This window comes from Paenibacillus sp. 1781tsa1 (assembly GCF_024159265.1).
Classification (GTDB): Bacteria; Bacillota; Bacilli; order Paenibacillales; family Paenibacillaceae; genus Paenibacillus.
This window is the reverse complement of record NZ_JAMYWY010000001.1, coordinates 2,765,588-2,791,523: the sequence shown is the minus strand read 5'-3', so window position 1 is coordinate 2,791,523 and position 25,936 is coordinate 2,765,588. Positions and strand designations below refer to the sequence as shown.

Below are 25,936 nucleotides of genomic sequence, written 5' to 3'. Positions count from 1 at the left end.
ATATGTTTTGATTATTTGAAACCACTATTTATTATAAATCATAGCTCTCCACCAACGCAAAATTGGATATCTTCCGCATCACTGCTTCCTACGATATACCCTTGCTTCATACGGTTGAAGCTGAATGGCACCTTCATCGGTAGAATAACGTCTGCTTACATTGCTGATGATCAGCTTGGCATGCTCGGCATTCCACCCTTCAGGCCACTCCATCTCAGGCTCATGCCCACGGAAATTCAGAATGACCAACATCTGCTCATTATCCAGCGTTCGTGTATAGGCATAGATATCCGGATCATCCGGCAGCAATAGTTCATACGCGCCATAGATAAGCACTTTATGTTGTTTGCGAAGCGCAATCAGCTTCCTGTAATAATGCAAAATGGATTGCGGATCACTTTCGGCATCAGCTACATTAATCTCGGGATAATTATCATTCACCTGTATCCAGGGCTGACCTTGGGTAAATCCAGCATGTTCCGTATCATCCCATTGCATTGGCGTGCGGGCATTATCGCGACTCTTCAACCAAATCGCCTGCATGACTTCATGCTTCGACTTACCTTGACCAATGTAATGATTATAATAATTTTTGGTCTCAATATCCCGATATTGTTCGATATCCGGGAAAGCGACATTAGTCATGCCAATCTCTTCTCCCTGATAGATGTAGGGTGTTCCTTCAAGTGTAAGCATCCACGTCGCCAGCATCTGAGCAGAACGCACCCTATATTTACCATCATCACCAAAACGGGAAACCGGGCGTGGCTGATCATGGTTACCCATATAATTGGCGTTCCAGCCTCTACCATGCAAAACCGTTTGCCATCGGCTCATGATTTCTTTGAGATCGGTCAATTTCCATTCCTTATAGTTCCACTTACCAATTCCGGAAGATTTGGCATCGATGAACATATGCTCAAACTGGAATACCATATTAAGCTCGTCACGATCCGTTCCCACATAAGCCAGCGCTTGCTCAGGCCCAAGTCCCGAGGTTTCGCCAACTGTCATGGGGCCGTAAGGTTTCAGGATCATGTTATTCAGTCTCTTCAGGATGGAGTGTACCTGTTCCAGGTTGGAAAAGAGCTGATACGCTGGAACCACTGGCAGATTATTCGGATTGTGGGCACTTGGCAGACCCTCTGCCTTGGCGATATGCGCCACTGCATCGAAACGGAATCCGTCTACCCCCTTTTCCAGCCACCAATGCACCATCTCATACATCTCTTCTGCCATCTGTTCATTGTTCCAGTTGAGATCGGGCTGCTGTTCCGAATACAGATGCAGATAATATTCATTTGTCTCGGGATCATGCTTCCATACCGAACCTCCAAAATAGGACTCCCAATTATTCGGCACCTGCCCATTTTTGCCTGAACGCCAAATATAATAATCCCGCTTCGGATTCATCGTTGATGAACGCGATTCGGCAAACCACGCATGTTCATCAGACGTATGATTTAACACCAGATCCATCATGATCTTAAGACCACGTTTGTGTGCCTCTGCCAATAAACGATCAAAATCCTCCATCGTGCCATACTTGCGCAGAATGGCGTAATAATCACGTATATCGTATCCGTTATCATGTCCTGGTGAATCGTAGATGGGACAGAGCCAGATCACATCCACGCCCAAATTCTCTAAATAATCAAGCTTCTCACAGATCCCCTGCAAGTCGCCATATCCATCTCCGTCCGAATCCTTGAAGCTGTTCGGGTAAATCTGATATACCACACTCTCTTTCCACCAAACGATATCGCCCACCTCGCTCTCATCATTGTTCACTATATAAATTGAACGAAAGAATATTTACACTGGACACTCCGATGACAGAACAACCTTCCGATCACTGTTATCCCCAGATTTTATGATCATTTTTCTAAGGTGAAAATCCGGGGATAAAGGCGAACGCTTTCGCTTCTTCAGGTTATTTCTGTCCTCTCCGTTTCGTGTAAATGTTTAGTTCAATTTATATATAATCTCTGCTCACTGTATTAAGCCGTTAATATGTTTTATCCGAAAAGATTCCCCTGTAAACATTTGAAAGGTATCTTATGCAAAAAGACCCGGTCATGGACCGCGATCTGCGGCTCACTTACGAGTCTTTCTTGGTGAGAATAAGAATAGTTTAAATCCGGCGTAACCAATCCAGGCACCGACTGTGTTCAGAATAATGTCATCCACATCGAACGAACCTACACGTGTAATCAATTGGGTAACTTCAACACCAAGCAGAAGCAAAACAACTGTAGATGTAAATGTCAGGAACGAACGACACCTCCGAAACAACCATGGAATCCAGATACCCAGCGGAATGAACAATACGATATTGCCAAACAGGTTTTTGACCCAGGTATCTGTATTGTACCTCTCCCTCTCCATAAGAAGTGGACGAATCGTCTCGAAGGGTACGAGATTATATTGATAATACATGCCTGGTGTTCGTCCACTGACAAACAGTAAATTGCCCATGATCAATACGTATAACACTGCCATGAAACCAACCGTTGCAAGTATCCACTTGGAGTGGAGCCACGACTTTTCGCTCATCCCTTTATCCTCCGACCTTATTTTCCGCGAAGCGGTAAGGTCTATTTTAACGGGATATAGATCTTCATGTCCAATTGTTCAGGGGGCGATTTCCAGACATCCGTCACTTCAAAGTCGGGTCCTTCCCTCCGTTCATAGTTCGATGTTAAGGTAAAATCCCCTTGCTCTACAAGGAGATGCTCTCTACGCTGGTTGATTAACCAGTAGAGATAACTCTTGTGAACAAGGGGACCTATTTTTCTAAAAATCTATGCTTAACCTTTCCAATTTCCGGACACGGGATGAATACCCCAGATATCTGTGGCATACTCACTAATAGTACGGTCACTGGAGAATATACCGGAATGCGCCGTATTTAATATCGCTTTTCGAGTCCATCCCGGAATATCCCGATACGCTTGGTCAATGGCAGCATGCGCATCAGCATAAGCAGCAAAATCACGCAATACAAAGTATTCGTCGCCATGGGCCAGCAAGGAGTCATAAATATCCCAGAACTCCCCGTCACGATAACAGAATGCACCTGGATGCACCAGTTGCTCCACGACCTCGCGAATGCGTTCATCGTGCTGCACAATCTCATTCGGACGATAGCTGCCGGAACGATAATACTCAAGTACTTCGTCTGCGCGCAGACCATAGATGAACATATTTTCCTCTCCGACTTGCTCTGCCATCTCCACGTTGGCTCCATCCATCGTGCCAATCGTTAAAGCACCGTTCATCATAAACTTCATGTTGCCCGTACCGGACGCTTCCTTACCTGCGGTTGAGATCTGCTCACTAACATCCGCAGCAGGAATGATTTTCTCTGCAAGAGAGACGGAATAGTTCTCGAGGAAAAATACCTTCAAGCGGTCATTCACGGCCGCATCCCGATTCACCGTGTCAGCGACGGTGTTGATCAGCTTGATAATTTTCTTGGCAAAATAGTAACTCGGCGCTGCCTTGGCACCAAAGATGAACGTACGTGGTACCATATCAAACGAAGCATCATTCTTAAGTCGGTTATACAGATGCATGACATGCAGAATGTTCAACAGCTGCCTTTTGTACCCATGCAGCCTCTTCACTTGTACATCAAAGATGGAATCCGGATTCACTGGCGTCCCGGTATGGTCCAGAATATACGCAGCAAGCCGCTCTTTGTTATCCCGCTTAATCAAACGGAACTGCTCCTGGAATGATGCATTATCCGCGAAGCCAGCCAACTGGTCCAGCTTGCCCGGCTCTGTTATCCATTCGTTACCGATGGTATCCGTAATCAGATCCGAAAGTTTCGGATTGGCATGCATCAGCCAGCGGCGATGGGTAATCCCATTGGTTTTGTTATTGAAACGCTCTGGATACAGTGCATAGAACGGAGCCATCTCGCGTTCTTTCAAAATCTCGGTATGCAATGCAGCAACACCATTCACGCTATGACTGCCTACAATCGCCAGATGCGCCATCCGTACCTGATCGTTCGCAACAATCGCCAGATGCCCTATACGATCCTGATCTCCCGGATACCGATCCAGCAGCATGCCACAAAAGCGTTTATTGATCTCTTCAATGATCATATAGATCCGTGGCAGCAGCTTGCTGATCATGGCTACAGGCCATTTTTCAAGCGCCTCACTCAGCGTTGTATGATTGGTATACGATACAGTACGAGTTGTGATATCCCATGCTTCATCCCAGCCATAACCCTTCACATCAATCAGGATGCGCATCAGTTCTGGAATAACCAAGGTTGGATGCGTGTCATTAATGTGGAAGGCCACTTTATCTGGCAAACGATCATACGGCAGCTCCAGCTTGTTGAACGTACGCAAGGCGCTCTGTACGCCTGCTGAACACATAAAGTATTGCTGCTTCAATCGCAGCAGCTTTCCTTCATACTGGGAGTCGTCCGGATACAAGAATTCGGAGATCGATTCAACGGAACGGCTATAATCCAGATAACCGTAGTAGTTCGATGGGGTGTCAAGTGAAGTCTCGCGCTTCGGCTCGGCACTCCATAGCCGCAGTGTGTTCACATGAGTTTGACCATAACCGATGACAGGCACGTCATAGGGAATGGCTACAACCGATTCGGCATCTTTTGTAACAAACTGATATTCCCCATCCTGTTCATGAGCTTCTACCCGGCCCCAGAACTGAACTTCCACTTTTTTGTCTGGGCGGCGCACTTCCCATTCATTGCCCTTATCCAGCCAATTGTCGGGTAACTCTACCTGATTGCCATTGATGATTTTTTGCTCAAACAACCCGTATTTGTACCGAATGCCGCAACCATGTCCTGCATATCCGAGTGATGCGAGTGAATCCAGGAAACAGGCAGCGAGTCGTCCCAGACCTCCGTTACCGAGTCCTGCATCCGCCTCCTGTTCTTCTACCTCTTCCAAGGAAAAGCCCAGCTCAGCCAAACTATCACGGACGAGTTCCAATTCATTTACATTGAGCAGATTGTTGCCGAGCAGACGTCCAATCAGGAATTCCAGCGAGAAGTAATAGACCTGTTTATCCTGGCGCTGCTTAAACCCCTGATTCGACGCTGCCCAATCCTGTCCTGCATATTCACGAATCATGCTTCCCAGTACGTGGTACACGTCTTCCTTTGTTGCTTCTTCAATCGGTTTGCCCAATTTGCTGACCAGATTCCGTGTAAAGATACTCTTGAACGTTTCTTTGTTGTCAAACAAAAGTAGGTTCCTCCCGGGGAAATCCTGCAGGATGGTGGCGGTTCATACACTCAGTTGCTCAACATTGTGCAAAGTGGCCGTTCCGGTGACGAATCGTTCTTTTGATCGCTGTTATCCCTGTATTTTCTTGAATTATTATTTAGATGTGAAAATACAGGGATAAAGGCGACCGCTACGCTTCTTCAGAATCGATTTCGTCCCCTTCACTTACTGCCTACGCTCTTACCAAACAACTTTCGTCCATGAACCTTAAATCCATCCTACAGGATTTTTATTTTATATATATATTTATAGAAGATATCGGTTACGTGTGGGCTTTAGATAATAGTACTTTTTGCTAAAATGTATGGATTCGACGGGTCGCCGATCAGCGTCTGTCCTCCGGTCAGCCTCACATCTTTATCGAGAATGACATTCTCAAGGACCGTCCCCTCACCAATGTAACATTTCTGCATGATGATGGAACCTTTGATTTTGGCACCCTTGGCCACCTGTACACCACGGAACAGAATGCTGTCCTCCACCTCTCCACCCACAATGCAGCCATTGGCAAGGAGTGAATGTTTAACATCGGCGGTATCCAGATATTTGGCGGGTGCTTCATATTTGATTTTGGTTTGGATCGGATCTTCCTTGAAAAGTTGTTCATATTGCCCTGTGTTGAGCAGATCCATACTGTTGCGATAATAACTGTCAATGGAATTGATGACTGCGTGATAGCCATCATATGCGTACGCAGCGATATTCAATCCATCCGGATTTTTTTGAATTACATCCCGGAAGAAGTGGCTCTCGCCATGATCAATGCAGCGCTGCACCTGGCGCAAGAACAATTCTTTTTCCATGATGAAAATTTCTGTATATATATTCGGGTGATTAGCGCTTTGGTGAATGTCCACCACGTTACCGTCCCCGTCATGGTCAACTTTGACACAGGCGTCATGCTCAGGCAGCAGCTGATCCACTTTTTTGCAGACCAGTGTAACGTCCGCTCCTTTGCTGATGTGATATCTGTAGACATCCTGGAGGTCTGCTTTGGTCACATGGCGACTACCTGCATGCACAACATATTGCCCTGCACCTCTATTGAAAAAGTCCAAATTGTTATGGAAATGCTGCAAGTCCCCCTGTGATGTGTCTGTTGGATCGTTCCAGTCTGGTGGCAAAATGAACATGCCCCCATGCTTGCGATCCAAATCCCAAGGTTTGCCGTCACCGAGATGGTCCATCAACGAGCGATATTTTCGCCGTACAAATACACCTATACTCTCAATTCCTGCATTCATCATATTGGATAGAACAAAATCGATCAGACGGTAACGCCCGGCATAAGGCACCGCGGCTCCGCAGCGAAAGTACGTCAATTCCTTCAATTCTTCAAGTTCATGGTCAAGGTTAATAACTCCAATCAATTGTTTCATCGCATGCACCGTCCTTTTGACTTCAATTAGGCCTTGCTGGTTATTCCTTGGCGAAGCTGACGTTCCAGTTCTTCCTGATCCACGAGCAATATATCACTCTCATCTTCCGGTGCAGGCGAAATCTGTGTTCCATCGGGAATAACCAATCCTTCTGCGATAATAGCTCGGTAAATGCGCACATTTTGCCCGATTTTCACTCTCGGCATGATGACCGAATCGATAACAGCACTGTTCTCCCCAACTTCTATCCCGTAGAAGAGGACGGAATGGTTGACCTCACCGTGCACAATACTGCCTTCACTAATAATACAATTGCGAACCTTTGCCGAAGGCGAGATGTATTGTGCAGGTTGATTCGGATTACGTGTAAAGATACGCCAGTCCGGATCATTCAGATTAAACGGTGTGTCTTCGTCCAACAGGTCCATATTGGATTCCCACAGACTGCGAATGGTACCCACGTCTTTCCAGTAACCTTCGAATGGATACGCATATAAGGATTTTTCGTTTTCAAGCAACAAAGGAATAATATCTTTACCAAAATCATAGGAGGTGGATGCCTGTTGTTCATCCTGAATCAGGAAACGTTTCAGTACATCCCACTTGAAGAGATAGATACCCATGGAAGCGAGTGTGCTCTTGGGCTCGGGAGGTTTTTCTTCAAATTCATAGATGCTATAGTCATCGTTGGTGTTCAGCACGCCAAATCGGCTGGCTTCTTCCAATGAGACATCAATGACCGATATGGTGCAATCCGCATCTTTATCTTTGTGATACTGGAGCATTTTTTCGTAGTCCATCTTATAGATATGATCCCCTGACAGAATGAGCACGTGCTCAGGATCGAATTGTTCAATAAAGTTCAGGTTGCGGAAGATGGCATCTGCTGTACCACGGTACCAGTTGCTTCCGTCTTCACGTTCATGGGGAGGAAGTACGTATACTCCGCCATTTTTACGGTCCAGATCCCAGTCACTGCCAATGCCAATATAGGAATGTAAGACAAGTGGTTCATATTGAGTCAATACACCCACTGTATCAATACCAGAATTAGAGCAGTTACTCAGCGGAAAATCAATGATTCGGTACGTGCCGCCAAAATAAACAGCGGGCTTAGCCAGTGATTTCGTTAATCCTTTTAACCTCTTCCCTTGCCCTCCGGCAAGTAGCATCGCTACAACTTCTTTTTTCGCCATCATTACAGCCTCCTCCACGTGCATTCGTTCTGATTCATTTCAGAGCCCATAATCGATATTCTGTTGTGTGGACACTGTTGTCTTGATTAGGAGCATGCTGTACAGATGTGTAACCGGTGAATCTTGTTGCAGTTGAACTCCTTGGATTGTAAAGCCTGAAATAGAGATGATGCGGTGTAGAATTACCTTGATTGTCTTACAGAGGTGAATGTTAAATGCAGAACTTAAGGTGTAGCTCGTGAACAATGAAATAGACTACTCCTATTTAACATTAAACACGAAACGGACTGGGGAATCTTACTGGAAAACATCGACATCAAGTTGCGGGTAAGATCACCCTTTCTCGTGCCGCTGTTATTCATATTGTATTCGATAATAGAGAAGCAAAATCCTTTAGTTTTTGTACAATCATTAAGTGGAAAAATAAGTAAAAACAATGGACTACATGACAAAAAAGCCGACTTTCAATCCCGGCTCATTTTGTCTGTTAATTTTGGACCCTGCTTGGTCCGTGATCCTCTAGCTCAACAAGATCATACTTTGGCGTATCCGTTTCTGAAACAGTCTATATAATTTTGCGGAACAGCTCCATCACTTCATCCTTGGACGGTTGATAGGGATTGCCTGGTGCACAGGCATCTTTCATTGCGTTATCCGCAAGCAATTCCACATCCGGATCATCCACACCCAGTTCAGACAGTTTCTCAGGAATCCCGACTTCCTTCGATAGCTGACGGATGGCCTCAATGACGTAATCGGAGCACTCCTCATCACTTCTACCCTTCACATCCATACCAATCGCTTTGGCAATATGACGGAATTTGCCGGGTACATGCTTGGCGTTTAACTCCTCCACATAAGGGAGTAACATTGCGTTGCATACGCCATGCGGCAGATCATATACACCACCCAGTTGATGCGCCATCGCATGAACATACCCAAGGCCCGCATTATTAAAAGCAATCCCGCCAAGGAAACATGCGTACGTCATATGTTCCCGCGCTTCCAGATCACTGCCGTCTCTCACGGCTCTTGGCAAATATTCAAAGATCAGTTCAACAGCTGCAGCAGCTGTCGCACTTGTCACTGTAAATCCACCAGGCGTAACCATCGCTTCCACGGCATGGGTTAATGCATCCATTCCCGTGGCCGCTGTGAGACTTGCTGGCTTGCTGAGCATTAACTCCGGATCATTAACCGACAGGGAGACCAGACTATTACGGTCCACCATCACCATCTTCACTTTACGTTCCTCATCTGTAATCACGTAGTTCATTGTCACCTCACTCGATGTGCCAGCCGTTGTGTTAACAGCCACAAGTGGCACGGACTTATGTTTCGATTGATGAAATCCTTCATATTCACGGATATGCCCACCGTTCGTAGCTACAATGCCAATACCTTTGGCAGCATCCTGCGGTGAACCTCCGCCTATCGATATAATGGCGTCACAGCCATGATCCTGGAATAATTGATGTCCGTCATGTACATTCTGACATGTTGGATTAGGCTGAACCTCATCATATACGACATAGTCTAACCCTGATTTTCTTAATATAGACAGTACCTGCTCTGCAACGCCTGAAGTAATCAATTGACGATCACTTACCACGAGTGCTTTGCGGATACCCATCTGTTCAATCATTTGGCCTGCTTCCTGTAAACACCCTCTACCCATCAAGTTCACGGGCGGAACATAATATGCATGTGTTGCCATCTGAACCAGCCTCCTGTAACCCCTGATTTACTATTTACATTGTAACTGAATCCGTTTTCAGATATAGTGAAATAAATCACAATGAACACGATAAATGTTACACTGAGGTTGATTTTTACCCGTAATGAAAAAGACGACCCAGACACCCGAAGGTCTCCAAGCCGTCTTACTTATCAATCTTAAACTTTATCTACTACTTGTACCTTACTCATGCTTTCACTAAAAACATCCTTACAAAGGCTTACAGCGCCTTATCGTTCACGCCGTCAAGCCATGCCTCAATATCTCCAATTACGGAGGAAACACAACCGTTCTCAAATGGTGAGTTCAATCCAGCCAGTTCAACCAATCCGGTGAAGGATAGGCTTCCTCCCGCTTTGCACAATGTCAGATAATCGGCCCAAGCGGACTTCATATCTTCGTTGCTGCGTTTCCAGAACTGGAATGCACAGATTTGTGCCAGCGTATAGTCAATGTAATAGAATGGCGATGAGAAAATATGACCCTGCTTATGCCAGAAACCACCCTGCTCCAGATAAGCATTATCTTTGTAATTGATGTGTGGCAGATAGGTCTTCTCAATGTTGCGCCATGCCTGCTTACGCTCCGTTGGTGTCGCATCCGGGTTCGCATATACAAAATGCTGGAATTCATCCACAGCTACACCATACGGAATGAACAACAGACCGGAAGACAGGTGGTCAAACTTGTATTTGTCCGTATCTTCCTTAAAGAACAACTGCATCCACGGCCATGTGAAAAACTCCATACTCATGGAATGAATCTCAGCGGATTCATATGTCGGCCAATTGTATTCAGGCACTGCAAAATCACGGCTCTCATACACCTGGAAAGCATGACCTGCTTCATGTGTCAATACATCGATATCACCGGATGTACCGTTGAAGTTGGAGAAGATAAACGGCACTTTGTAGTCGTTCAGGAACGTACAATATCCGCCGCCCTGCTTACCTTTTTTGCTTACCAGATCCATAAGCTCGTTTTCGGTCATCATCTGGAAAAATGCATCCGTCTCTGGCGATAATTCAGCGTACATTTTTTTACCATTTTCAATAATCCAGTCCGCGTCACCCTTAGGTGTCGGGTTACCCGTCTTGAAGCTGAAGCCCTGATCGTAATAATACAGTGTATCCACATCAATTCGATTACGCTGGCGCTCTCTGAGCTTCGTCGCTACAGGTACAATATAATCGCGAACTTGTGCCCGGAAGTTGGCTACCATCTCCGCGTTGTAATCCGTACGGTTCATACGATCATAGCCGAGTTCCACATAGCTTGGATATCCCAGTTTCTTCGCAATCTGTGTACGTACTTTAACCAGTTCATCGTAAATGCGATCGAATTCAGCCTCATGCTCAGCCATGAACGTGTATCTGGCTTCCGAAGCCCGCTCACGCATGGAACGATCCGTGGACAGTTCAAATGGATGAAGTTGTGGCAACGTGCGCTCTTCACCTTCGAACGGAATTTTAGCCGAAGCGATCAGCTGATTGTATTCTGTGGAAAGTTTGTTCTCCTTCTGGAGTTCTTCAATAATTTCCGGGCTGAAAGTTTTCAGTGAAAGATCCGCCAGCTGGAACAGCTGTGAACCCCATTTTTGCTCCAATTCATTGCGGAATTTCGAGTTAACCAGTGCACGGTAAAAATCCGTAATATATTCCTGCACAATCGGTGCATTTTCATCCAGAAATTCGTTCTCTGCTTTGTAAAACTCATCATTGGTATCAATGGAATGACGGATGTAGACCAGTTGGGCTTGCGTCTCAAAGTCACTGCGCAGCGCATTAATCTGATCCATGAACCCACTCTGTTCCTCAACCGTTGTCGCAGCTTCAAAACCGCTCAACAGATCACGGAAAGATGTCTTGATGTGTTCCAGATTCGGACGTGTATACGTATACTCACTAAATTTCATTTATGTACACCCTTTCCTGTTTGGCAGAATCTCGAGAGTATCCCGAGTTAAACTAACCCCTATTATACAAAAGAGCAGCTAAAAAATCCCATCTTTACGAAAAATATTTGTCCATCGGTCAAATTTGTATAGCATTATTAGTTACATATATTACATGATAATGTAAGGTCAGTTCTTCAAAAATTTTCGACACACAAATAAGCCCGCCTCGCATTAGCGAAGCCAGCTTATAGGTTGTCTCTCTTCTTTTCAGATTTAAAAAATACTAGCTTTGGTCTTTATCCATAATCTGATAGAACCAGCCCATTCCGACCATGCCCACGACCATAATAACGGCCATAATAATGATATATGTCATGAATGTAACCTCCCTGCTTCCGTATATTCATCACACTACTACTAGTGTACACGGTGAAGCGCCATTTGAATTGACCGAACATTGACAAAAATACGAAATCTTTAATTTTAATATATTGATTATTTCCCCTAGCGCACTAAATCATACATACCTCACTACACGGTTCAAAGTTTCATCCGCCATGCTTACGGTGTATACTATACTTCTATGAAATGGAATTTGGATTTTTACGCAGAAAGGTTGAAAGACATGTCAACTCGCATCCCCTTACGTCAGCTATTTCTTACTATTTTACTAGCCCTTATGTTATCTGTTTTAACCGCCTGTGCGGATGGAGAAGCCCATCTAACGGTGAATATGGACGGATCAACGGATCTGGATCTCAATCTCAACGTAAAGAACTCCGCTCTTGGAAAGATTGGACAAGACAATCTCATGCCTCTGATCGCAGATGCATTGAATCGAAATAACTTCCAGGCAGAGGTTTCGGAACAGGGCGATCAGAAGCAACTCACAGCGACCACTCATTTTGAAAAAAACAATACGACCAGCTTTGATACATCCGAGTTACCACAAGGGATCAAGGTTGAACAATCAACTACGCCCGGCTTCTTCACTTCCAAAATACACATTACAGCAGAAGCCGACCTCATGGAGTCCATGCCGGATGGTGAGATCAAAAATCAGATTAACAAGGTACCTAGCTTTCTTAAGAACCTCTTGTTAAAAGATGTTAACTTTGACTTCAAGTTGTCTCTGCCCATCAAGGCAGCCGATTCCAATGCGGATCAGGTAGAGGATGGCGGAAAAACGCTCATTTGGCACGTTTCCCCCCTCCAGATGAATAAACTGGATCTGACTGTACAGGTTCCTAATATTCGGAACATCATCATCATTGCAGTCGTTGGCCTATTACTCATCATTGCTCTGCTCATTTGGTTTTTTGTTCGTCGCAGACGGGCCAGACAGGTCCGTAGTGCAAGATCACTTCGCGGAAAAAATTAATTTCTTTCACACCAATTTTATTTGTGACTTGCCAAACGGTGTTATGGATAGTAGAATACATCCGTACTGTGTGAACGGTTAATTTTTTATTCAGCAAAGCTAAAGAGGTGACAGGTTTCATGAATATCCGCGAATGCCCACTACCTGGTATCGGAGTTAAGTACCAGTTTGATACAAAGGGCGGCCATCAGTTAGTCATTATTGTACATGAGGACGGACGCCGTGAATTATTCTCCGTTGATCCACACGACAACGAAGAACTCACTCTGATTGCAGATTTGGAAGATGACGAATGCGTAACCCTTTCCGGGTTAATCGGAGGCTGGTCGTAAATGACAGAATAACCTGTACCTTGAATTCAAGGCACAGGTTATTTTTCTGTTACGTCACCCTTTGTGAGCGAATATATGGAACCCATGTATTGAGTACGCGGCTAATCTCCGTGGAATGGAATGGTTTGCTGATAAAGTCCTGCATCCCGCATTTCAGACACTCCTCCCGGTCACCAGCACCTGCAAAAGCTGTAATCGCTGCAATAACCGGTACTTCTGGGTGGGTCTGTCTGATCCGACAGGTCGCTTCAATCCCATCCATAACTGGCATTTGAATATCCATAAACACCAGGTCATATTGAACCTTGTTCAATGAATCGACGGCCTGTGCCCCATTCTCAACGATATCACATACTCCGCCAAACTTGCGCAGCATCTCCTCCAACAGATGACTGTTGACCGCTTGATCTTCAGCAATCAATATTTTGAGGTCATGGGCAAGACTGGCTCGATCCAATTGCAGTTCATCATTCTGGGTGATTTCGATCGGGTCACTATTTTCCTCTTGCCAACGCTCAACTACGAGGGTGAACTGGAACTCTGCCCCCTCACCGATCTCACTCTGTACGCCAATCGCTCCACCCATTAATTCCACCAGTTTCTTGCTAATCGCAAGCCCCAGTCCTGTCCCGCCAAACTTGCGATTGATGGCCGGATCAAGCTGTGAGAAGGATTGGAACAACTGATGCTGCTTTTCTGTTGGAATACCGATTCCTGTATCTCTCACCTTAAAGGTCAACATCAGGTTGTCCCGACCATGCTCATCTGAAAAATCAGCACCTACGCTCACCTGAATACGACCCCGCTCTGTGAATTTAACAGCGTTACCCACCAGATTAATCAGAATCTGCCGGATTCGTGTCTCATCCCCCCGAATTCGCTCAGGAATGTGATCCGACACTTCACAAAAGAGTTCAATATTTTTCTCTGAGGCCTTCAGCGCAAACAGTTCAATCACTCCACCCAGCATTGCCTTAATATCTACAGGTGCGCGCTCAAGATCCATTTTGCCTGCTTCGATTTTGCTAAAATCCAGGATTTCATTCAAAATGTACAAAAGAGATTCGCCGCTATCAATCATGATTTCTGCAAAGCCTTTCTGTTCATCATCCAGCTCGGTTTCCATTAATAGATGGGCCATGCCCATGATGCCATTCAATGGTGTACGAAGCTCATGACTCATGATAGCTAGAAACTCGGACTTCGCTCGGTCTGCATGCTCTGCTGCTTCCTTAGCACGTATGATGTCCTTCACAGATGTCATATCACGGAAGACCAAAACTGCCCCTCGGGTTCTACCCTGATCCATAATCGGCTTCAATTGGAACTCCGCCAGGAAACTGGACCCATCCTGCCTCCAAAAAACGGATTCGGTACGCGGCAGACCTCGTCCCTCACGAACAGCCTGTAGAATTGGTGTATCCTTGGATGGGTAAGGGATACCTTCGCTCTGCATCTGGATCATCATCTGTTCAAGGGGTTTGCCGTTCATTTCACTTGGACAGAAGTTCATGATCTCCGCAGCGGCCGGATTGGCGAAGTTCAGATTCCCTTCCAGGTCCAGTCCAATAACACCCTCTGACATGCCATTCAAAATCAATGCCCGTTCATAACTAAGATTCTCGATTTCCTCGACGTAACGTTTGGACTCTGTTATGTCACTGGTAATGCCATAGACGCCTACAACTTTATCCTTAAGTATAATAGGAACATTAATCACATTTGTTTCAATTCGCTGTCCATTTTTGTGAATCAAGCCTATCTCATAGCTCTGTGCAGTGCCCTTCACCGTTTCCTCAAAATGATATCGAGTTTTCTCCAGATCCACAGGATCAATGAGGTGATCAAAAGGTCGGCTCAACAGCTCCTCCTTGCTGTGTCCCGTCAATTGTTCCTGACCCACATTGGCTTTCAGCAGATTGCCTTCCAGATCAAGAGAAGCCACACCTAGGGGATTACAGTCAAATAATGATCTGTACTCCTGCATGCTTAACTGTTGTTGTTGGCTGGCTGTGATATCCCGGGTTACAGCGACGAGTTCTAACAATTCACCTGCACTGTCATAGACATAATGTGTAATGGTATCTGCCCACACCGTAGATCCGTCCTTATGTTGCAGGCGATAACTGAGCCGTTTGGGAGCCAGACCCCTTCTCTGCTCTTCCATATACGCTTCAACCAAAGGCACATCCTCCGGACAGATAACGAATGTTCCCGGCTTACCTATAACTTCTTCCAACTCATAGCCGAGCATGCTCTTGCATGCATTCGATACATATTTAAATGTACGATTAGAATCGACATCATGTATTGCAATCAGGTCCAGTGAAGACTCTGCCAGTAGCCGCGAGATGCGACTGCTCTCTTCCAATTGCTTACGTTGCACAATAAGGATTTCCTCTGCATCTTTTTGTTTCGTAATATCAGCAGCTTGTACGAGCAGATACAAAGGTTCACCACTCGTTTCATCTCGTACGATGCACGCTCTAATGGTTGCCCATAATAACGAACCGTCCTTGCGTTTCAGGCGAACCTCCGTCTCGTACATCTCACTTGTTTTATGGGTCATTTCCCAGAACTTGCTGCGGAATTCCTCCATGTGCAGATCTTCTTCGTAGATCATATGTACGACCGAAGTATCGAGCAGTTCTTCTTCACTGTATGCAAGCATCTCGCAAAATGCAGGATTAAGCTGCAACCACTTTCCATTTACATGCGATGCGACAGCAATGCCGATTGGTGCATGCGTATACAATTGTTCGAACAGAGATCGGCTCTCTGTAATGGATTTCGACATCACGTGTCCTCCTTTATGAGAATCTGATTGTATTCCGTATGAATAGACCCGCTTGAACATAACTTCATCTATAGAGTACTACCCCAAATGCCATGATTTATAAACGAGATCAGACAAAATGTCCTTATGAATTGCATTTTTAATCTTGGAAGCTGAGAACGTTCAATGTGTACATACCAATTCGAACACATCACGTCATATACTACACAATACTCGTGCTCTCCTGATTATACAATGTTGAATATTCAAACAGGAATGGAGGTTATGGATAATGATCATTGTCGCAAATCAACCCGCCCAGCTTAACCGCTCGGAATGGTCTGATTTTGAATGGTATTGGTTACAGCAACTTCAGAATCGTCCAACGAGATATGTTTACCAATCCATGGATCATCTTCGATTTGAATGGGAATTGAGAGGCTCGCTCGTGGATGCAGCAGAAGGACTGGATCGAAGCGGGGTGAGTTTTGCATCCTTTGAAAAATCCAGATGTAATCCTGCCTACTGGAATCGTAATGCAGAGGGTGGGTTCGAGCTAAAATCAAACGTGACACCCGCCGACGGCATCCGGGATATCTGGAGGAATGGGCACTTATATGCCTTTGAATGTGCAACAGCCACTGTCATTGTGCTCTATGGTGGCGTACTGGGAAGCATTCGCGAAGATTCCTTTAACTCACTGTTTCGAAATCTGTTACTCTTTGACTGGCATTATGACAGCGACCTGCGATTAACTGAAAAAAACGGCAGTGAAACCGCCCTTCCAGGAGATGTGCTGTATTTCAAAAATCCGGATGTCTCTCCCGAAACTCCCGAATGGCAGGGAGAGAATACGATTATGCTGCGCGAGAACTGGTATTATGGACACGGCATTGGTATTGCACGAGGCGAAGAAATTATACGCACCCTGAATCAGTTCCGCGTTCCAGGTAGCCGGGTCTCCGCCTACTTAATGGATATGGTTATCTATCCGGACTTCTTTTATTTATCTCGATTCGCCAAGAACAGCGAGAATAATGTTGCCGCTGGTTCTACACCTGTATTACCTGGACAGTTATATGTACGCCTTGGTGGCAGTCGTTATTTACGCAGCTGAATTACTGGAACGGAAACGGCCTACGCATTGAATTGCATCCATGATATTTCTATCCGAGTGACCACAAACAAGCCCAATGGTGCAGCAGTTACCCTGCCATCTCATTGGGCTTTCCTCACATTCAAATAGTCATTACTGTATCCACATTGGCCTTACCCATATGCTACCTCAATAATCGTCTGGCAATTTACGCGTTCGGGTCCAGTTGCACAACAACCTGCTTACCACTTACCTGAACACCCGTCGTTTTACTACCGAATTCAGCCAGCGATTTGCTCAGTTGCTCTGCCCATTCCTTGCCAGCAGCTCCCTCTTTGGCTCCATGCACCTGGATGACGAGTTTTACCGAATCACCTTTCTTCAGGATGCGTTCCGCCTGAGACTGCTTGGTATCCCGGTCATGATCCTCCATCGCAAGGTTCAATCGAATTTCTTTTACTTTTCGTTTATCAGGGGATTTACTCGCTTTTTTCTTCGCCTGCTGCGCTTCCGCTTTGGCTGCTCCTGCGCCGATCAGCTTGCATGGAGGCGGACTGGTCATCAAGGACAAGCACACCAGATCTACTTTATGCTGCTTCGCAAGTAGAAGAGCTTCCTGCGTGGACATCACGCCCAGATCTTCACCGTTCAATCCGGTAAGCTGCACTTCGGCTGCTTTGATTTTTTCATTTTTGATCATGATTCTTCCTCCTCTACATCAAAAGCCTGTCCTGACCATTTAAGGATCAGAGCAGGCTAGGATGGTGTTGCTATTATTTGTAGTACCTATCAGCGTACGAATACGCCAATCCGTCCGTCCGATTTATAGCGTGTTGAATGCTTCTGTCAGAACCGGTACAATTTGTGATTTGCGTGATACTACGCCTTTCAAGAGTGCTCTGCTATCAGACAGCGTCACATTGTAGGCTTTCTCCACAGCTTTGGTGGATGCGCCATATGCCAGAGCTACGGAATCGTTGTTCAGAATGTCTGTTACGACAAATACGAACAGGTCGAGACCTTTGCTGGAAATGATCGCTTCAATGGCTGCTTCAAGCTCAGGTTGCTTCACGAGAACATCATTCACGTCAACGGCATTAACCTGTGCAATTTCCACTTTGGATTGACCCATTACGAATTCTTTGGCATCCAGGGAAATCAGTTCAGCAATTGTTTTTTGGCTCAGATCCGCGCCGGCTTTCAGCATGTCCAGACCGTAGCTGTCTGCATCTACACCAGCAATGACAGCCAGTTCACGTGCAGCGGCAACGTCCTGCTCTGTGCAAGTCGGGGATTTGAACAACAGGGAATCGGAGATAATGGCAGACAGCATCAGGCCAGCAATTGGCGCACTCACTTCGATGCCATTTTCTTTGTACATTTTATTCAAAATGGTTGCTGTACAACCTACAGGCTCTGCACGGAAATACAGAGGTCCGCTTGTCTCAAAGTTAGCAATACGGTGATGGTCGATAACTTCAACGACTGTCACTTCCTCAATATCGCTTACACTTTGCTGACGCTCGTTGTGGTCAACCAGAATAACCTTGTTTACTTCATTTGCAGCTGTTTTAATCAGACGTGGTGCTGCAATTTTGAATTGATCCAGTGCAAACTGGGTTTCACCATTGACTTCGCCAAGACGAACAGCTTCAACGTCCTGACCCAATTTTGTTTTCAGATCCGCATAGGCGATTGCCGAACAGATCGTATCCGTGTCGGGATTTTTGTGACCGAAGATTAACGCTTTCTCCATATTTATAGCCCTCCGTCAGTTCTCATTTAGAATAATACATGTCATATTTTAAACATACCCTACTGATTATAGCGCTAATAAGGCTTAATTCCAATCCCGTTACAGCAAATTGATTGCAAATCATTCTCAGGTAAGTCATCTTAGAAAAAAACAATACCCTCTCTGTAATTCTAATTTACAGAGGTCTTGGCCACATTAGCAATCAGGTGTTTCTCCAATTTCTCGCCCTCACACAAGGCCTGTACCAGCGCTCTGCCTGAATCCGGTGTCATTTGGCCATACCAGTCACCCTGCGGATACACAATCGTCACGCATGCATCGTCACACTGACCATTACATTTGGTACGAGTCGTATGGATGAATCCTCCCGCCTGCTGCTTAACAATCTCGTCCCGTACCGCCTGAGTTACTTCTTCCCCATCGTTACGCATACAAGTTCCACCATTACAGAGTAAAATGTGATGTTGCAGTTGATCCAGATTATAGATAGCCAAACTTGCTTCATTCCCCTCAAGTCGATATGATATGTATCCTATTTATTCCATCGTACAACCTTATAAATTAGCATACGAATCCCTGATACGCAACGAAAACATTAAATCTCAGGCTCTTCCGCGCTCTGGCCTTGCCGTACAAAAAAGGTCTGTAGACTGCCATCCTCGCTAATCTCCAGCAGGTTCAATTGCGCTCCGTAGGCACAACCACCGTCAATGCCAATTTTGTCTCCGCTCGGGTCAAACCAAATGCCTGTTTCATCATGCAAATGCTTCACGGGTGTGTGTCCAAATACGACCGTCTCTCTAATCGTCGTTGGTCTGGAATAGAATGATTCACGAATCCAAATAAAGTCCCGCTCGGACTGGTTTCTCCAATCCTCGATATCCGGGTTGATCCCTGCATGCACAAAAATATAACCCGGAATTTCGTACACCAGCGGAAGCTGTTCCAGAAAACGAAGATGGTGTTCATAGTGTGTACGTATCCACTTTTTGGCTTCAGTATAAGCTTCCCAATCTATCTGCTGCTCATCATAAGTAATCTCCTGATCCAGATAGCTTGCCATCGTCTGTAGTCCGCCATTACGAATCCAGTGTTGATCATATTGCTCAACATCCTGGGTAAGCGCCTTCACCATCATGACATCGTGATTGCCTTTGATCACAATAATATGGTGCTGTTGCTGAAGCTGCATAATCTGTTCGATGACTTGTTTGCTGCTTGGACCTCGATCCACATAATCACCGAGTAAAATCAATTCATCCTGCTGCGGATTATAATCTGCAAGCTTAAGCAGTGCATTAAATTCATCGTAACAGCCATGAATATCACTAATGACACATCTGCGCATGTGAATCCCTCTCCTCTCCCTGATCACGCAAGAGTATAACCGGAACCTTGCATGAGCAAGATTCCAGTCTGTTCAGAGTAGTTATTCCCGCTTGCTCACCATTAGTCCTGCTTGAGTCCAAAGGCTTCTGCAATCAAGCCGAATGAGCGCAGACGTGCTTCAAACGAATGGACCGCTGATGCAATAATGACTTCATCTGCTTCATGATGTTCAGCCATAGCGGTAATTTTGTCTTTCACCTGATCCGGTGTTCCCACGATGGAAAAAGAACGACGTTGACGGATCTGTTCCATCTCCATCGCTGTGAATGGATAGTTGTTCACCGTCTCCAGGGATGGGAAGGAACTTTGTTCAAGACCTCGTCCGAGGCGCAGGAAGAAAAGTTCATTGCTGCGCGCCAGTTCAGCCGCTTCTTCTTCTGTCTCTGCACAGAATGCCGAGACAGCAATCATGGAATGTGGTTTGTCATTCAGGATGGACGACTTAAAATGTCTACGGTAATGTTTCATTGCTTCTTCGCCGCCTGGTGTCCCGAAGAATTGGGCAAACGCATACGATGTCCCTTGCGCAGCTGCAATTCTGGCACCTTCGGAGCTGGAACCCAGCAACCACACTTCGGGTACCGTTGGAACCGATGGTCCGGCTACCAGTGATGCAAACCGATGATCCTCAGGCAATTGCTCGTGGAAGTATCCGCCCAGATCCGCAATCTGCTGTGGGAAGAATTGTACATTCGATGATTTGCCTTCGTTCAGCGCTCTGCTGGCAATTGGCATTCCGCCTGGTGCTCTGCCAATCCCAAGGTCAATCCGCCCCGGATGCAGAGCTTCCAGCAGACGGAAATTCTCTGCAACCTTATAGGCACTATAATGAGGTAACATGACTCCACCGGAACCTACCCGAATGTGATCCGTATGTGCAGCCACATGTGCAATCATAACTTCAGGACTAGAAAAAGACAGCGCACCACTACCGTGATGCTCCGACATCCAGAAGCGGGAGTATCCCAATTGATCCGCATGCTGCGCGAGTTTCACCGTTTCCTGCAACGTATCCTGCACACTCCGTCCTTCATTGATATGTCCGTGTTCGAGTACACTCAGTTTCATATATATTCAATCCTCTCATCTGTTAGGTTCTTGATCTCTGTGAATATGAGTTCTTGCGGATGTTACACGCTATTGCTCACTTCATTCTTGCTTGTTCCATTGTAACATTAATTATTACAGTTTCAAACTTTAGTTATCCTCTTTATTACCACACTTGTGCAAGAAACATGCAAAAAACGCCACCAGCTTTTGAACTGGTGACGTTTGGATCTAGCGTTGAGATCTAACCTATTGCAGAAAAATCAGTTATGGCGCACGTTTCGGTAACAACTTCACATACTCATCCGACAGTTTCATCAGGCTGAGCACATGTTCATAGTCGGCACGATAAGGTTCCAAATCCGTTACAGGCTCATACGTTTTGAGTGAGTAAGCTGTTCCATCATCAAACCCTGCACCCGGAATAAACATGATGTCATTGTTGACAAATGAACCCGTCGGCAAGTAATACCGGATACCGAAGGCATTATGATCCATGTTGAGCAGATCATGCCCGAAGGCTGTGAACTTCTCATCCTGGAGCGGAACGCCCATCAGATTCATGATTGTTGGTAACATATCCAGCTGACCGCCTGGCTGCTCAATGACTTGCCCTTTGGTCTGTTTGGGCGTGTGGATCATTAACGGAATGTTGAATCGACTAACTTTACCGTCATAAGGGACGCCCAGATTAGCCTGAATCTGCTGTGTAATCTCTTCGTCAGCAGGCAGACCGAAGTGGTCTCCGTAGAGCACTAAGGTTGTGTTATCCCATAATCCATTCGCCTTCAACTCATTAATGAGTTGACCTATGGCATAATCCGTATAGTTGATCGCTTGCAGATAATCGTGAAGCAGTTTGTTCGTGATGGTTGCAGGAATCGTGATTCGTGCACGATCAGCGGGGATCGTAAACGGCGAGTGGCTGGATGCCGTAATGAACTGAGCATAGAACGGCTGATTTGCAGCCTGATGCGCAGTCATTTTTTCCACGCCTACACGGTACAACTCTTCATCTGATGGTCCAAAATCATTAAACTTGTCATTCTCGAAGCTCGGCTTGTCGAAGTAACGAGTGAATCCGAGAGCCGGATACATTTTGTTACGGTTCCAGAAGGTAACGTCATTGACGTGGTACGTCTCGGACTCATATCCTTCTTTGCCCAGTAACTTCGGAAGACTCGGCAGTTCACGGTCACTATACCCTGCCGACATGGGAACAACGCCGGTTGGATAGATAGACGTGTTCGACATGAACTCAGCGTCTGATGTGTTTCCCTGTCCGATCTGTTGGAAAAAATGAGAGAAATAATAGCTTTCTTTCGCCAGATCATTCAATACCGGCGTTAACTCCTGACCGTCCAATGAAGCATTAATCGGAAAATTCTGAAAGGACTCCAATTGCAGTACAATCAGATTGCTGCCTTTGGCCTGACCAAAATATTTGGCCTTCACGGCTGTGCCGTCACTCGGTTTATCCTGATACGGATACTTGCTAACCAGGTCATTGATCTTGGCAATCGTTTCGTTAATGTTGCCATTCGCAATGGCCTCATTCTCTTTGCTTGTCATAATGGCAGACGAGACCTGGTAGTTCAGAAAACCGAGATTCTCGGCGCGAACCAGTTCGTTATCAATCGTTTCACCTTTGACAATAAAACTGCCTGACAGCACGATGCAGAATGCAGCGGTAAGCGCAACACCGAGTTTGCCCCAGTAACGTCTGCGAATTCTGCCAAACGTCAGACCGCTATCGCGGTAACTGCTGCGGTTACACCCACCTGCACGTCTGCGCATAATCAACCATATTGGCAGTGCCAATATGATGTCTGCAAAAAACAGAAAGTGTTCCGGTCGTACCAGAGGTCCGATACTGCCCCGCACTTGCGCAACCTGACCTAACTCACCTAGCACGGTATATGTGGGTACCGAACTGAAATGAACATTATACAGCGTTGCCGCGAACAGAAGTAGAGAAAACAGAATATTAAATCCACCATAAATGGCTCGCTTCCAGCCTTTGGGCACGATCAGATCCAGTAGGCATACCAACGTTAATGCACCTAATGCGTCGGTCAACAGACCGATGCCGGACAGACCCTGGAAAAAGAAATACCGCAACAGTGACAGCTTCAACAGCATAAGAATGAATAACACGGCGAATAAAGTCCGTGATGAAGTTCGTTCGTTTTTGGAATTATACATGGTCGCTTTCAACCCTTACCCTGAAATTTTACGTTCCCTTTACAAAACGCATATTTCAGTATAACAGTTTTCTGTTTGCTATTCCATGGAAGTTCCGTGCAAGACAAGGTGAGGGTTTACGCAATGGTGGATATATCTGCATTCTGTGTGTTCGCGACCTCTCTCTGTCCCTTAATGGCTGCTTGTGCAGCTGCAATTCGGGCATAAGGGATCTGTTCAGGCAAGCAGCTAACGTAATCCATACCAATACGGTGGCAGAACGTAATCGACTCCAGATCAGCCACATTCTCTCCGCAGATCCCTGTTTTCAGATGAGGTTTTCGAATTCGACCTTGGACTACCGCCATCTCGATCAGTTGTCCGACTCCTTCAATATCGAGCACATCAAAAGGATTATTCGTTACTATACGAGAATCCGTATCACGTTGAAGGAATCGCTTCTCGGCTTCTTGGCGACTATATCCAAACGTCATCTCTGTCAGCTCATCCGTGCCAAATGTGAAAAAGTCTGCCTGGCGAGCAATGTGAGTCGCCGTCAGCGCCGTTCTCGGAGCTGCGATCATCGCCCCAACTCTATACAGACAATGCCGCTTCTCCTCACCAAGCACTTGGTCAGCCACATGATCCACCAGATCTCTCATCACTTGAAGTTCATGCACATGACCGATCTGCGGGATCATAATCTCGGGGCGTACCCACCAGCCTTGACGGATGCCTTTCACTGCTGCACGGAATATTGCTTCAAGCTGCATATCCATAATTTCCGGGAACACCATACTCAGCCGACAAGCCTGTTGCTCAAGTGTAGGATTGTGTTCGTGCAATTCACTGACTCTGCGAATGACGCGCTCCAGTTGCTCCAGTTCAATCTGACCGTCTCCTTGTTCCTGCGGCTCCTCTGCTAGTAACCATTCACGTCGTTTCTCCAACATTCCCAGATCCGGTAGCAGTTCATGCAACGGCGAATCGAGCAAACGTATCGTTACCGGGAATCCATCCATCGCTTCGAACAGCTGTTCAAAGTCAGACTGTTGCATCGGTAACAGACGCTCCAACCCTCTCCTGCGCTCGGATTCACTATCAGCCAGAATCATTTTCTGTACAAAAGGTAGCCGCGCAGGTGACAACAGCATGTGTTCCGTCCTGCATAATCCGATTCCCTCAGCCCCCAGTATCCGTGCTGTAATTGCGTCTTGCGGATGATCTACATTGGAGAGTATCATCAGTTCCTTTATGTCATCCGACCATTCGAGCAGAAGTTGCAGCTCCGGTGTGCCACTTGAGAACCCATTCAACATTTCCGTCACATGCCATGGCTCAATACGCAATAGGGCATCCGCTCTGGTGATCATCCCTTCATGCACAAAATCAATAGTACTCCGCAAAGCCGCCTTAGCACTTAAGCACGCTGGACTGACATGCAGAAAATACAGTTCGCCTGAATCAATAATGAATTGGATTTTTTGAACTTCTCCCATACAATTCTCCAGATAGCTGCAGGCTTCCAACAGGAGCCCATATAATTCAGGTTCTACTCTCCGCAACGGACCCAATCCTTGATCCTGTGATGGGGAAACAGCAGCTGCAGTGTACTCGCCTGTCATGCCTCTTTCCCCCGTACCCGGATGACGGGAATATACCGTGCCGCTGCCGCTACGTTCACCTTGCTCACCATTGACCATCACCTGAATAAGAGCCGGAGCCCCTTGATAATCCCCTGAGCGTGGAGTGGATTGTAGAAAGTGTTCTTGTTGGGAGTTGAGCCGAGGTGAACGTTGTGTATGAGTAACCGCACGAATCGCTTCTTTTAATTGTAATTGAACATCTTGAGGGAATGGATGAAGCCCTATATCTTCTATTAATTGCTTATATTCTGCAATGGCGAATTCCAGCTTCGCTTCATCGAGGATCAAGAAGTCACCCAATTTCTCTTCAAATAGGGAATACGAGATGCCATGTACTAGCTGACCATAATCCTGCAAATAAATTCGATAACAATTAAGTGCATACTGTCGATCATTGGTTTGCCTGGCGAGCCCCTCAACCGTCACATCATTCAGTCCCACATGAAGCAAAGCCAGGGATTCCATATCACGGGAACTTACTTCACTTGACCTCACGGCAAGCAGCAGCGGGGATAAAGAATCGCCGAAGTATTTCCCTGTTTGTTCCTCCAAATGCCGAACTGCGCTGCCAATCTCTTGAATTTCTTCTGTGGAAAGATGTCCAAGACGGGTACCGAACGCGCGACAGCCTTCCCTTGTTACAATGAACCCGGCCGGAACGGGCCAACCTGCCTGAAGCAACACTGCAAGTCCAGCCCCTCTACTACCCATCAGCCCTTTCATCTCTGCCGTACCTTCTTCCAATAGAACTACCCGTTTCGTCATTACAGCGCTCCCATCTGCCATTACATGGCTAGCTTCAAAGGCAACCTAACCCTTCGAATTGCCCTTTAG

18 protein-coding genes and 1 pseudogene are annotated in these 25,936 nt (G+C 46.1%); 3 read left to right on the top strand and 16 right to left on the bottom strand.

The window, feature by feature from the left end:
* Positions 1 to 78: 78 nt before the first annotated feature.
* The 8 genes and pseudogenes from NKT06_RS12650 to NKT06_RS12615 form a co-directional block, all read right to left on the bottom strand.
* Complete coding sequence (locus NKT06_RS12650; protein WP_253434503.1) at positions 79 to 1,770, bottom strand: glycoside hydrolase family 13 protein; 1,692 nt, start codon at positions 1,768 to 1,770, stop codon at positions 79 to 81.
* A gap of 327 nt (positions 1,771 to 2,097) precedes the next feature.
* Positions 2,098 to 2,556, bottom strand: coding sequence for a VanZ family protein (locus tag NKT06_RS12645; protein WP_253434500.1), 459 nt, complete (start codon positions 2,554 to 2,556; stop codon positions 2,098 to 2,100).
* A gap of 41 nt (positions 2,557 to 2,597) precedes the next feature.
* Positions 2,598 to 2,717, bottom strand: a pseudogene (locus NKT06_RS12640) (AraC family transcriptional regulator); the annotation flags it as partial.
* Between the two features lie 93 nt (positions 2,718 to 2,810).
* Positions 2,811 to 5,243, bottom strand: a complete 2,433-nt coding sequence (locus NKT06_RS12635; protein ID WP_253434498.1) for a glycogen/starch/alpha-glucan phosphorylase — start codon at positions 5,241 to 5,243, stop codon at positions 2,811 to 2,813.
* 317 nt (positions 5,244 to 5,560) lie between these two features.
* Complete coding sequence (glgD, locus tag NKT06_RS12630) at positions 5,561 to 6,664, bottom strand: glucose-1-phosphate adenylyltransferase subunit GlgD (protein ID WP_253434494.1); 1,104 nt, start codon at positions 6,662 to 6,664, stop codon at positions 5,561 to 5,563.
* Between the two features lie 26 nt (positions 6,665 to 6,690).
* Complete coding sequence (locus tag NKT06_RS12625; RefSeq protein WP_301290339.1) at positions 6,691 to 7,860, bottom strand: glucose-1-phosphate adenylyltransferase; 1,170 nt, start codon at positions 7,858 to 7,860, stop codon at positions 6,691 to 6,693.
* Positions 7,861 to 8,425: 565 nt separating this feature from the next.
* A complete protein-coding gene (locus tag NKT06_RS12620) occupies positions 8,426 to 9,577 on the bottom strand; it encodes an iron-containing alcohol dehydrogenase (RefSeq protein ID WP_253434488.1) in 1,152 nt (383 codons plus the stop codon).
* A 241-nt stretch (positions 9,578 to 9,818) separates the two neighbouring features.
* On the bottom strand, positions 9,819 to 11,513 hold the full coding sequence (locus tag NKT06_RS12615) for a M3 family oligoendopeptidase (protein WP_253434484.1): 1,695 nt from the start codon (positions 11,511 to 11,513) through the stop codon (positions 9,819 to 9,821).
* 607 nt (positions 11,514 to 12,120) lie between these two features.
* Here NKT06_RS12615 and NKT06_RS12610 point away from each other — a divergent pair.
* Complete coding sequence (locus NKT06_RS12610) at positions 12,121 to 12,876, top strand: hypothetical protein (RefSeq protein WP_253434480.1); 756 nt, start codon at positions 12,121 to 12,123, stop codon at positions 12,874 to 12,876.
* A gap of 119 nt (positions 12,877 to 12,995) precedes the next feature.
* Positions 12,996 to 13,208 carry a cation:proton antiporter regulatory subunit gene (locus NKT06_RS12605; protein WP_253434477.1) on the top strand — a complete coding sequence of 71 codons (213 nt, stop codon included), beginning with the start codon at positions 12,996 to 12,998 and terminating at the stop codon, positions 13,206 to 13,208.
* Positions 13,209 to 13,257: 49 nt separating this feature from the next.
* Here the strand turns inward: NKT06_RS12605 and NKT06_RS12600 are convergent, their stop codons facing one another.
* On the bottom strand, positions 13,258 to 16,005 hold the full coding sequence (locus NKT06_RS12600; RefSeq protein WP_253434474.1) for a PAS domain-containing hybrid sensor histidine kinase/response regulator: 2,748 nt from the start codon (positions 16,003 to 16,005) through the stop codon (positions 13,258 to 13,260).
* Between the two features lie 271 nt (positions 16,006 to 16,276).
* Here NKT06_RS12600 and NKT06_RS12595 point away from each other — a divergent pair, with 271 nt between their 5' ends.
* Positions 16,277 to 17,101 carry a protein-glutamine gamma-glutamyltransferase gene (locus NKT06_RS12595; protein ID WP_253434471.1) on the top strand — a complete coding sequence of 275 codons (825 nt, stop codon included), beginning with the start codon at positions 16,277 to 16,279 and terminating at the stop codon, positions 17,099 to 17,101.
* A gap of 187 nt (positions 17,102 to 17,288) precedes the next feature.
* On the opposite strand, the gene infC is transcribed toward NKT06_RS12595, so the two are convergent.
* From infC to NKT06_RS12560, 7 genes are all read right to left on the bottom strand, one after another.
* Entirely contained in the window at positions 17,289 to 17,780 is a 492-nt protein-coding gene (infC, locus tag NKT06_RS12590; protein ID WP_062834021.1) for a translation initiation factor IF-3, read from the bottom strand.
* A gap of 123 nt (positions 17,781 to 17,903) precedes the next feature.
* Positions 17,904 to 18,836: a manganese-dependent inorganic pyrophosphatase gene (locus NKT06_RS12585; protein WP_253434468.1), complete on the bottom strand. Its 933-nt coding sequence runs from the start codon at positions 18,834 to 18,836 to the stop codon at positions 17,904 to 17,906.
* A 170-nt stretch (positions 18,837 to 19,006) separates the two neighbouring features.
* Entirely contained in the window at positions 19,007 to 19,330 is a 324-nt protein-coding gene (locus NKT06_RS12580) for a (2Fe-2S) ferredoxin domain-containing protein (protein WP_253434464.1), read from the bottom strand.
* Positions 19,331 to 19,431: 101 nt separating this feature from the next.
* Positions 19,432 to 20,184 carry a metallophosphoesterase family protein gene (locus NKT06_RS12575; protein WP_253434461.1) on the bottom strand — a complete coding sequence of 251 codons (753 nt, stop codon included), beginning with the start codon at positions 20,182 to 20,184 and terminating at the stop codon, positions 19,432 to 19,434.
* Positions 20,185 to 20,285: 101 nt separating this feature from the next.
* Positions 20,286 to 21,293: an LLM class flavin-dependent oxidoreductase gene (locus NKT06_RS12570; RefSeq protein WP_253434459.1), complete on the bottom strand. Its 1,008-nt coding sequence runs from the start codon at positions 21,291 to 21,293 to the stop codon at positions 20,286 to 20,288.
* Positions 21,294 to 21,539: 246 nt separating this feature from the next.
* Positions 21,540 to 23,477, bottom strand: coding sequence for an LTA synthase family protein (locus tag NKT06_RS12565; protein WP_253434456.1), 1,938 nt, complete (start codon positions 23,475 to 23,477; stop codon positions 21,540 to 21,542).
* Between the two features lie 116 nt (positions 23,478 to 23,593).
* Entirely contained in the window at positions 23,594 to 25,867 is a 2,274-nt protein-coding gene (locus tag NKT06_RS12560; RefSeq protein ID WP_253434453.1) for a putative PEP-binding protein, read from the bottom strand.
* Between the last annotated feature and the right edge of the window lie 69 nt (positions 25,868 to 25,936).

Bases quoted from the DNA above. Each gene is read 5' to 3' on its own strand.
- NKT06_RS12645 (WP_253434500.1), bottom strand. From the start codon at position 2,556: ATGAGCGAAAAGTCGTGGCTCCACTCCAAGTGGATACTTGCAACGGTT.
- glgD (WP_253434494.1), bottom strand. From the start codon at position 6,664: ATGAAACAATTGATTGGAGTTATTAACCTTGACCATGAACTTGAAGAA.
- NKT06_RS12625 (WP_301290339.1), bottom strand. From the start codon at position 7,860: ATGGCGAAAAAAGAAGTTGTAGCGATGCTACTTGCCGGAGGGCAAGGG.
- NKT06_RS12620 (WP_253434488.1), bottom strand. From the start codon at position 9,577: ATGGCAACACATGCATATTATGTTCCGCCCGTGAACTTGATGGGTAGA.
- NKT06_RS12615 (WP_253434484.1), bottom strand. From the start codon at position 11,513: ATGAAATTTAGTGAGTATACGTATACACGTCCGAATCTGGAACACATC.
- NKT06_RS12610 (WP_253434480.1), top strand. From the start codon at position 12,121: ATGTCAACTCGCATCCCCTTACGTCAGCTATTTCTTACTATTTTACTA.
- NKT06_RS12605 (WP_253434477.1), top strand. From the start codon at position 12,996: ATGAATATCCGCGAATGCCCACTACCTGGTATCGGAGTTAAGTACCAG.
- NKT06_RS12600 (WP_253434474.1), bottom strand. From the start codon at position 16,005: ATGTCGAAATCCATTACAGAGAGCCGATCTCTGTTCGAACAATTGTAT.
- NKT06_RS12595 (WP_253434471.1), top strand. From the start codon at position 16,277: ATGATCATTGTCGCAAATCAACCCGCCCAGCTTAACCGCTCGGAATGG.
- infC (WP_062834021.1), bottom strand. From the start codon at position 17,780: ATGATCAAAAATGAAAAAATCAAAGCAGCCGAAGTGCAGCTTACCGGA.
- NKT06_RS12585 (WP_253434468.1), bottom strand. From the start codon at position 18,836: ATGGAGAAAGCGTTAATCTTCGGTCACAAAAATCCCGACACGGATACG.
- NKT06_RS12575 (WP_253434461.1), bottom strand. From the start codon at position 20,184: ATGCGCAGATGTGTCATTAGTGATATTCATGGCTGTTACGATGAATTT.
- NKT06_RS12570 (WP_253434459.1), bottom strand. From the start codon at position 21,293: ATGAAACTGAGTGTACTCGAACACGGACATATCAATGAAGGACGGAGT.
- NKT06_RS12565 (WP_253434456.1), bottom strand. From the start codon at position 23,477: ATGTATAATTCCAAAAACGAACGAACTTCATCACGGACTTTATTCGCC.
- NKT06_RS12560 (WP_253434453.1), bottom strand. From the start codon at position 25,867: ATGACGAAACGGGTAGTTCTATTGGAAGAAGGTACGGCAGAGATGAAA.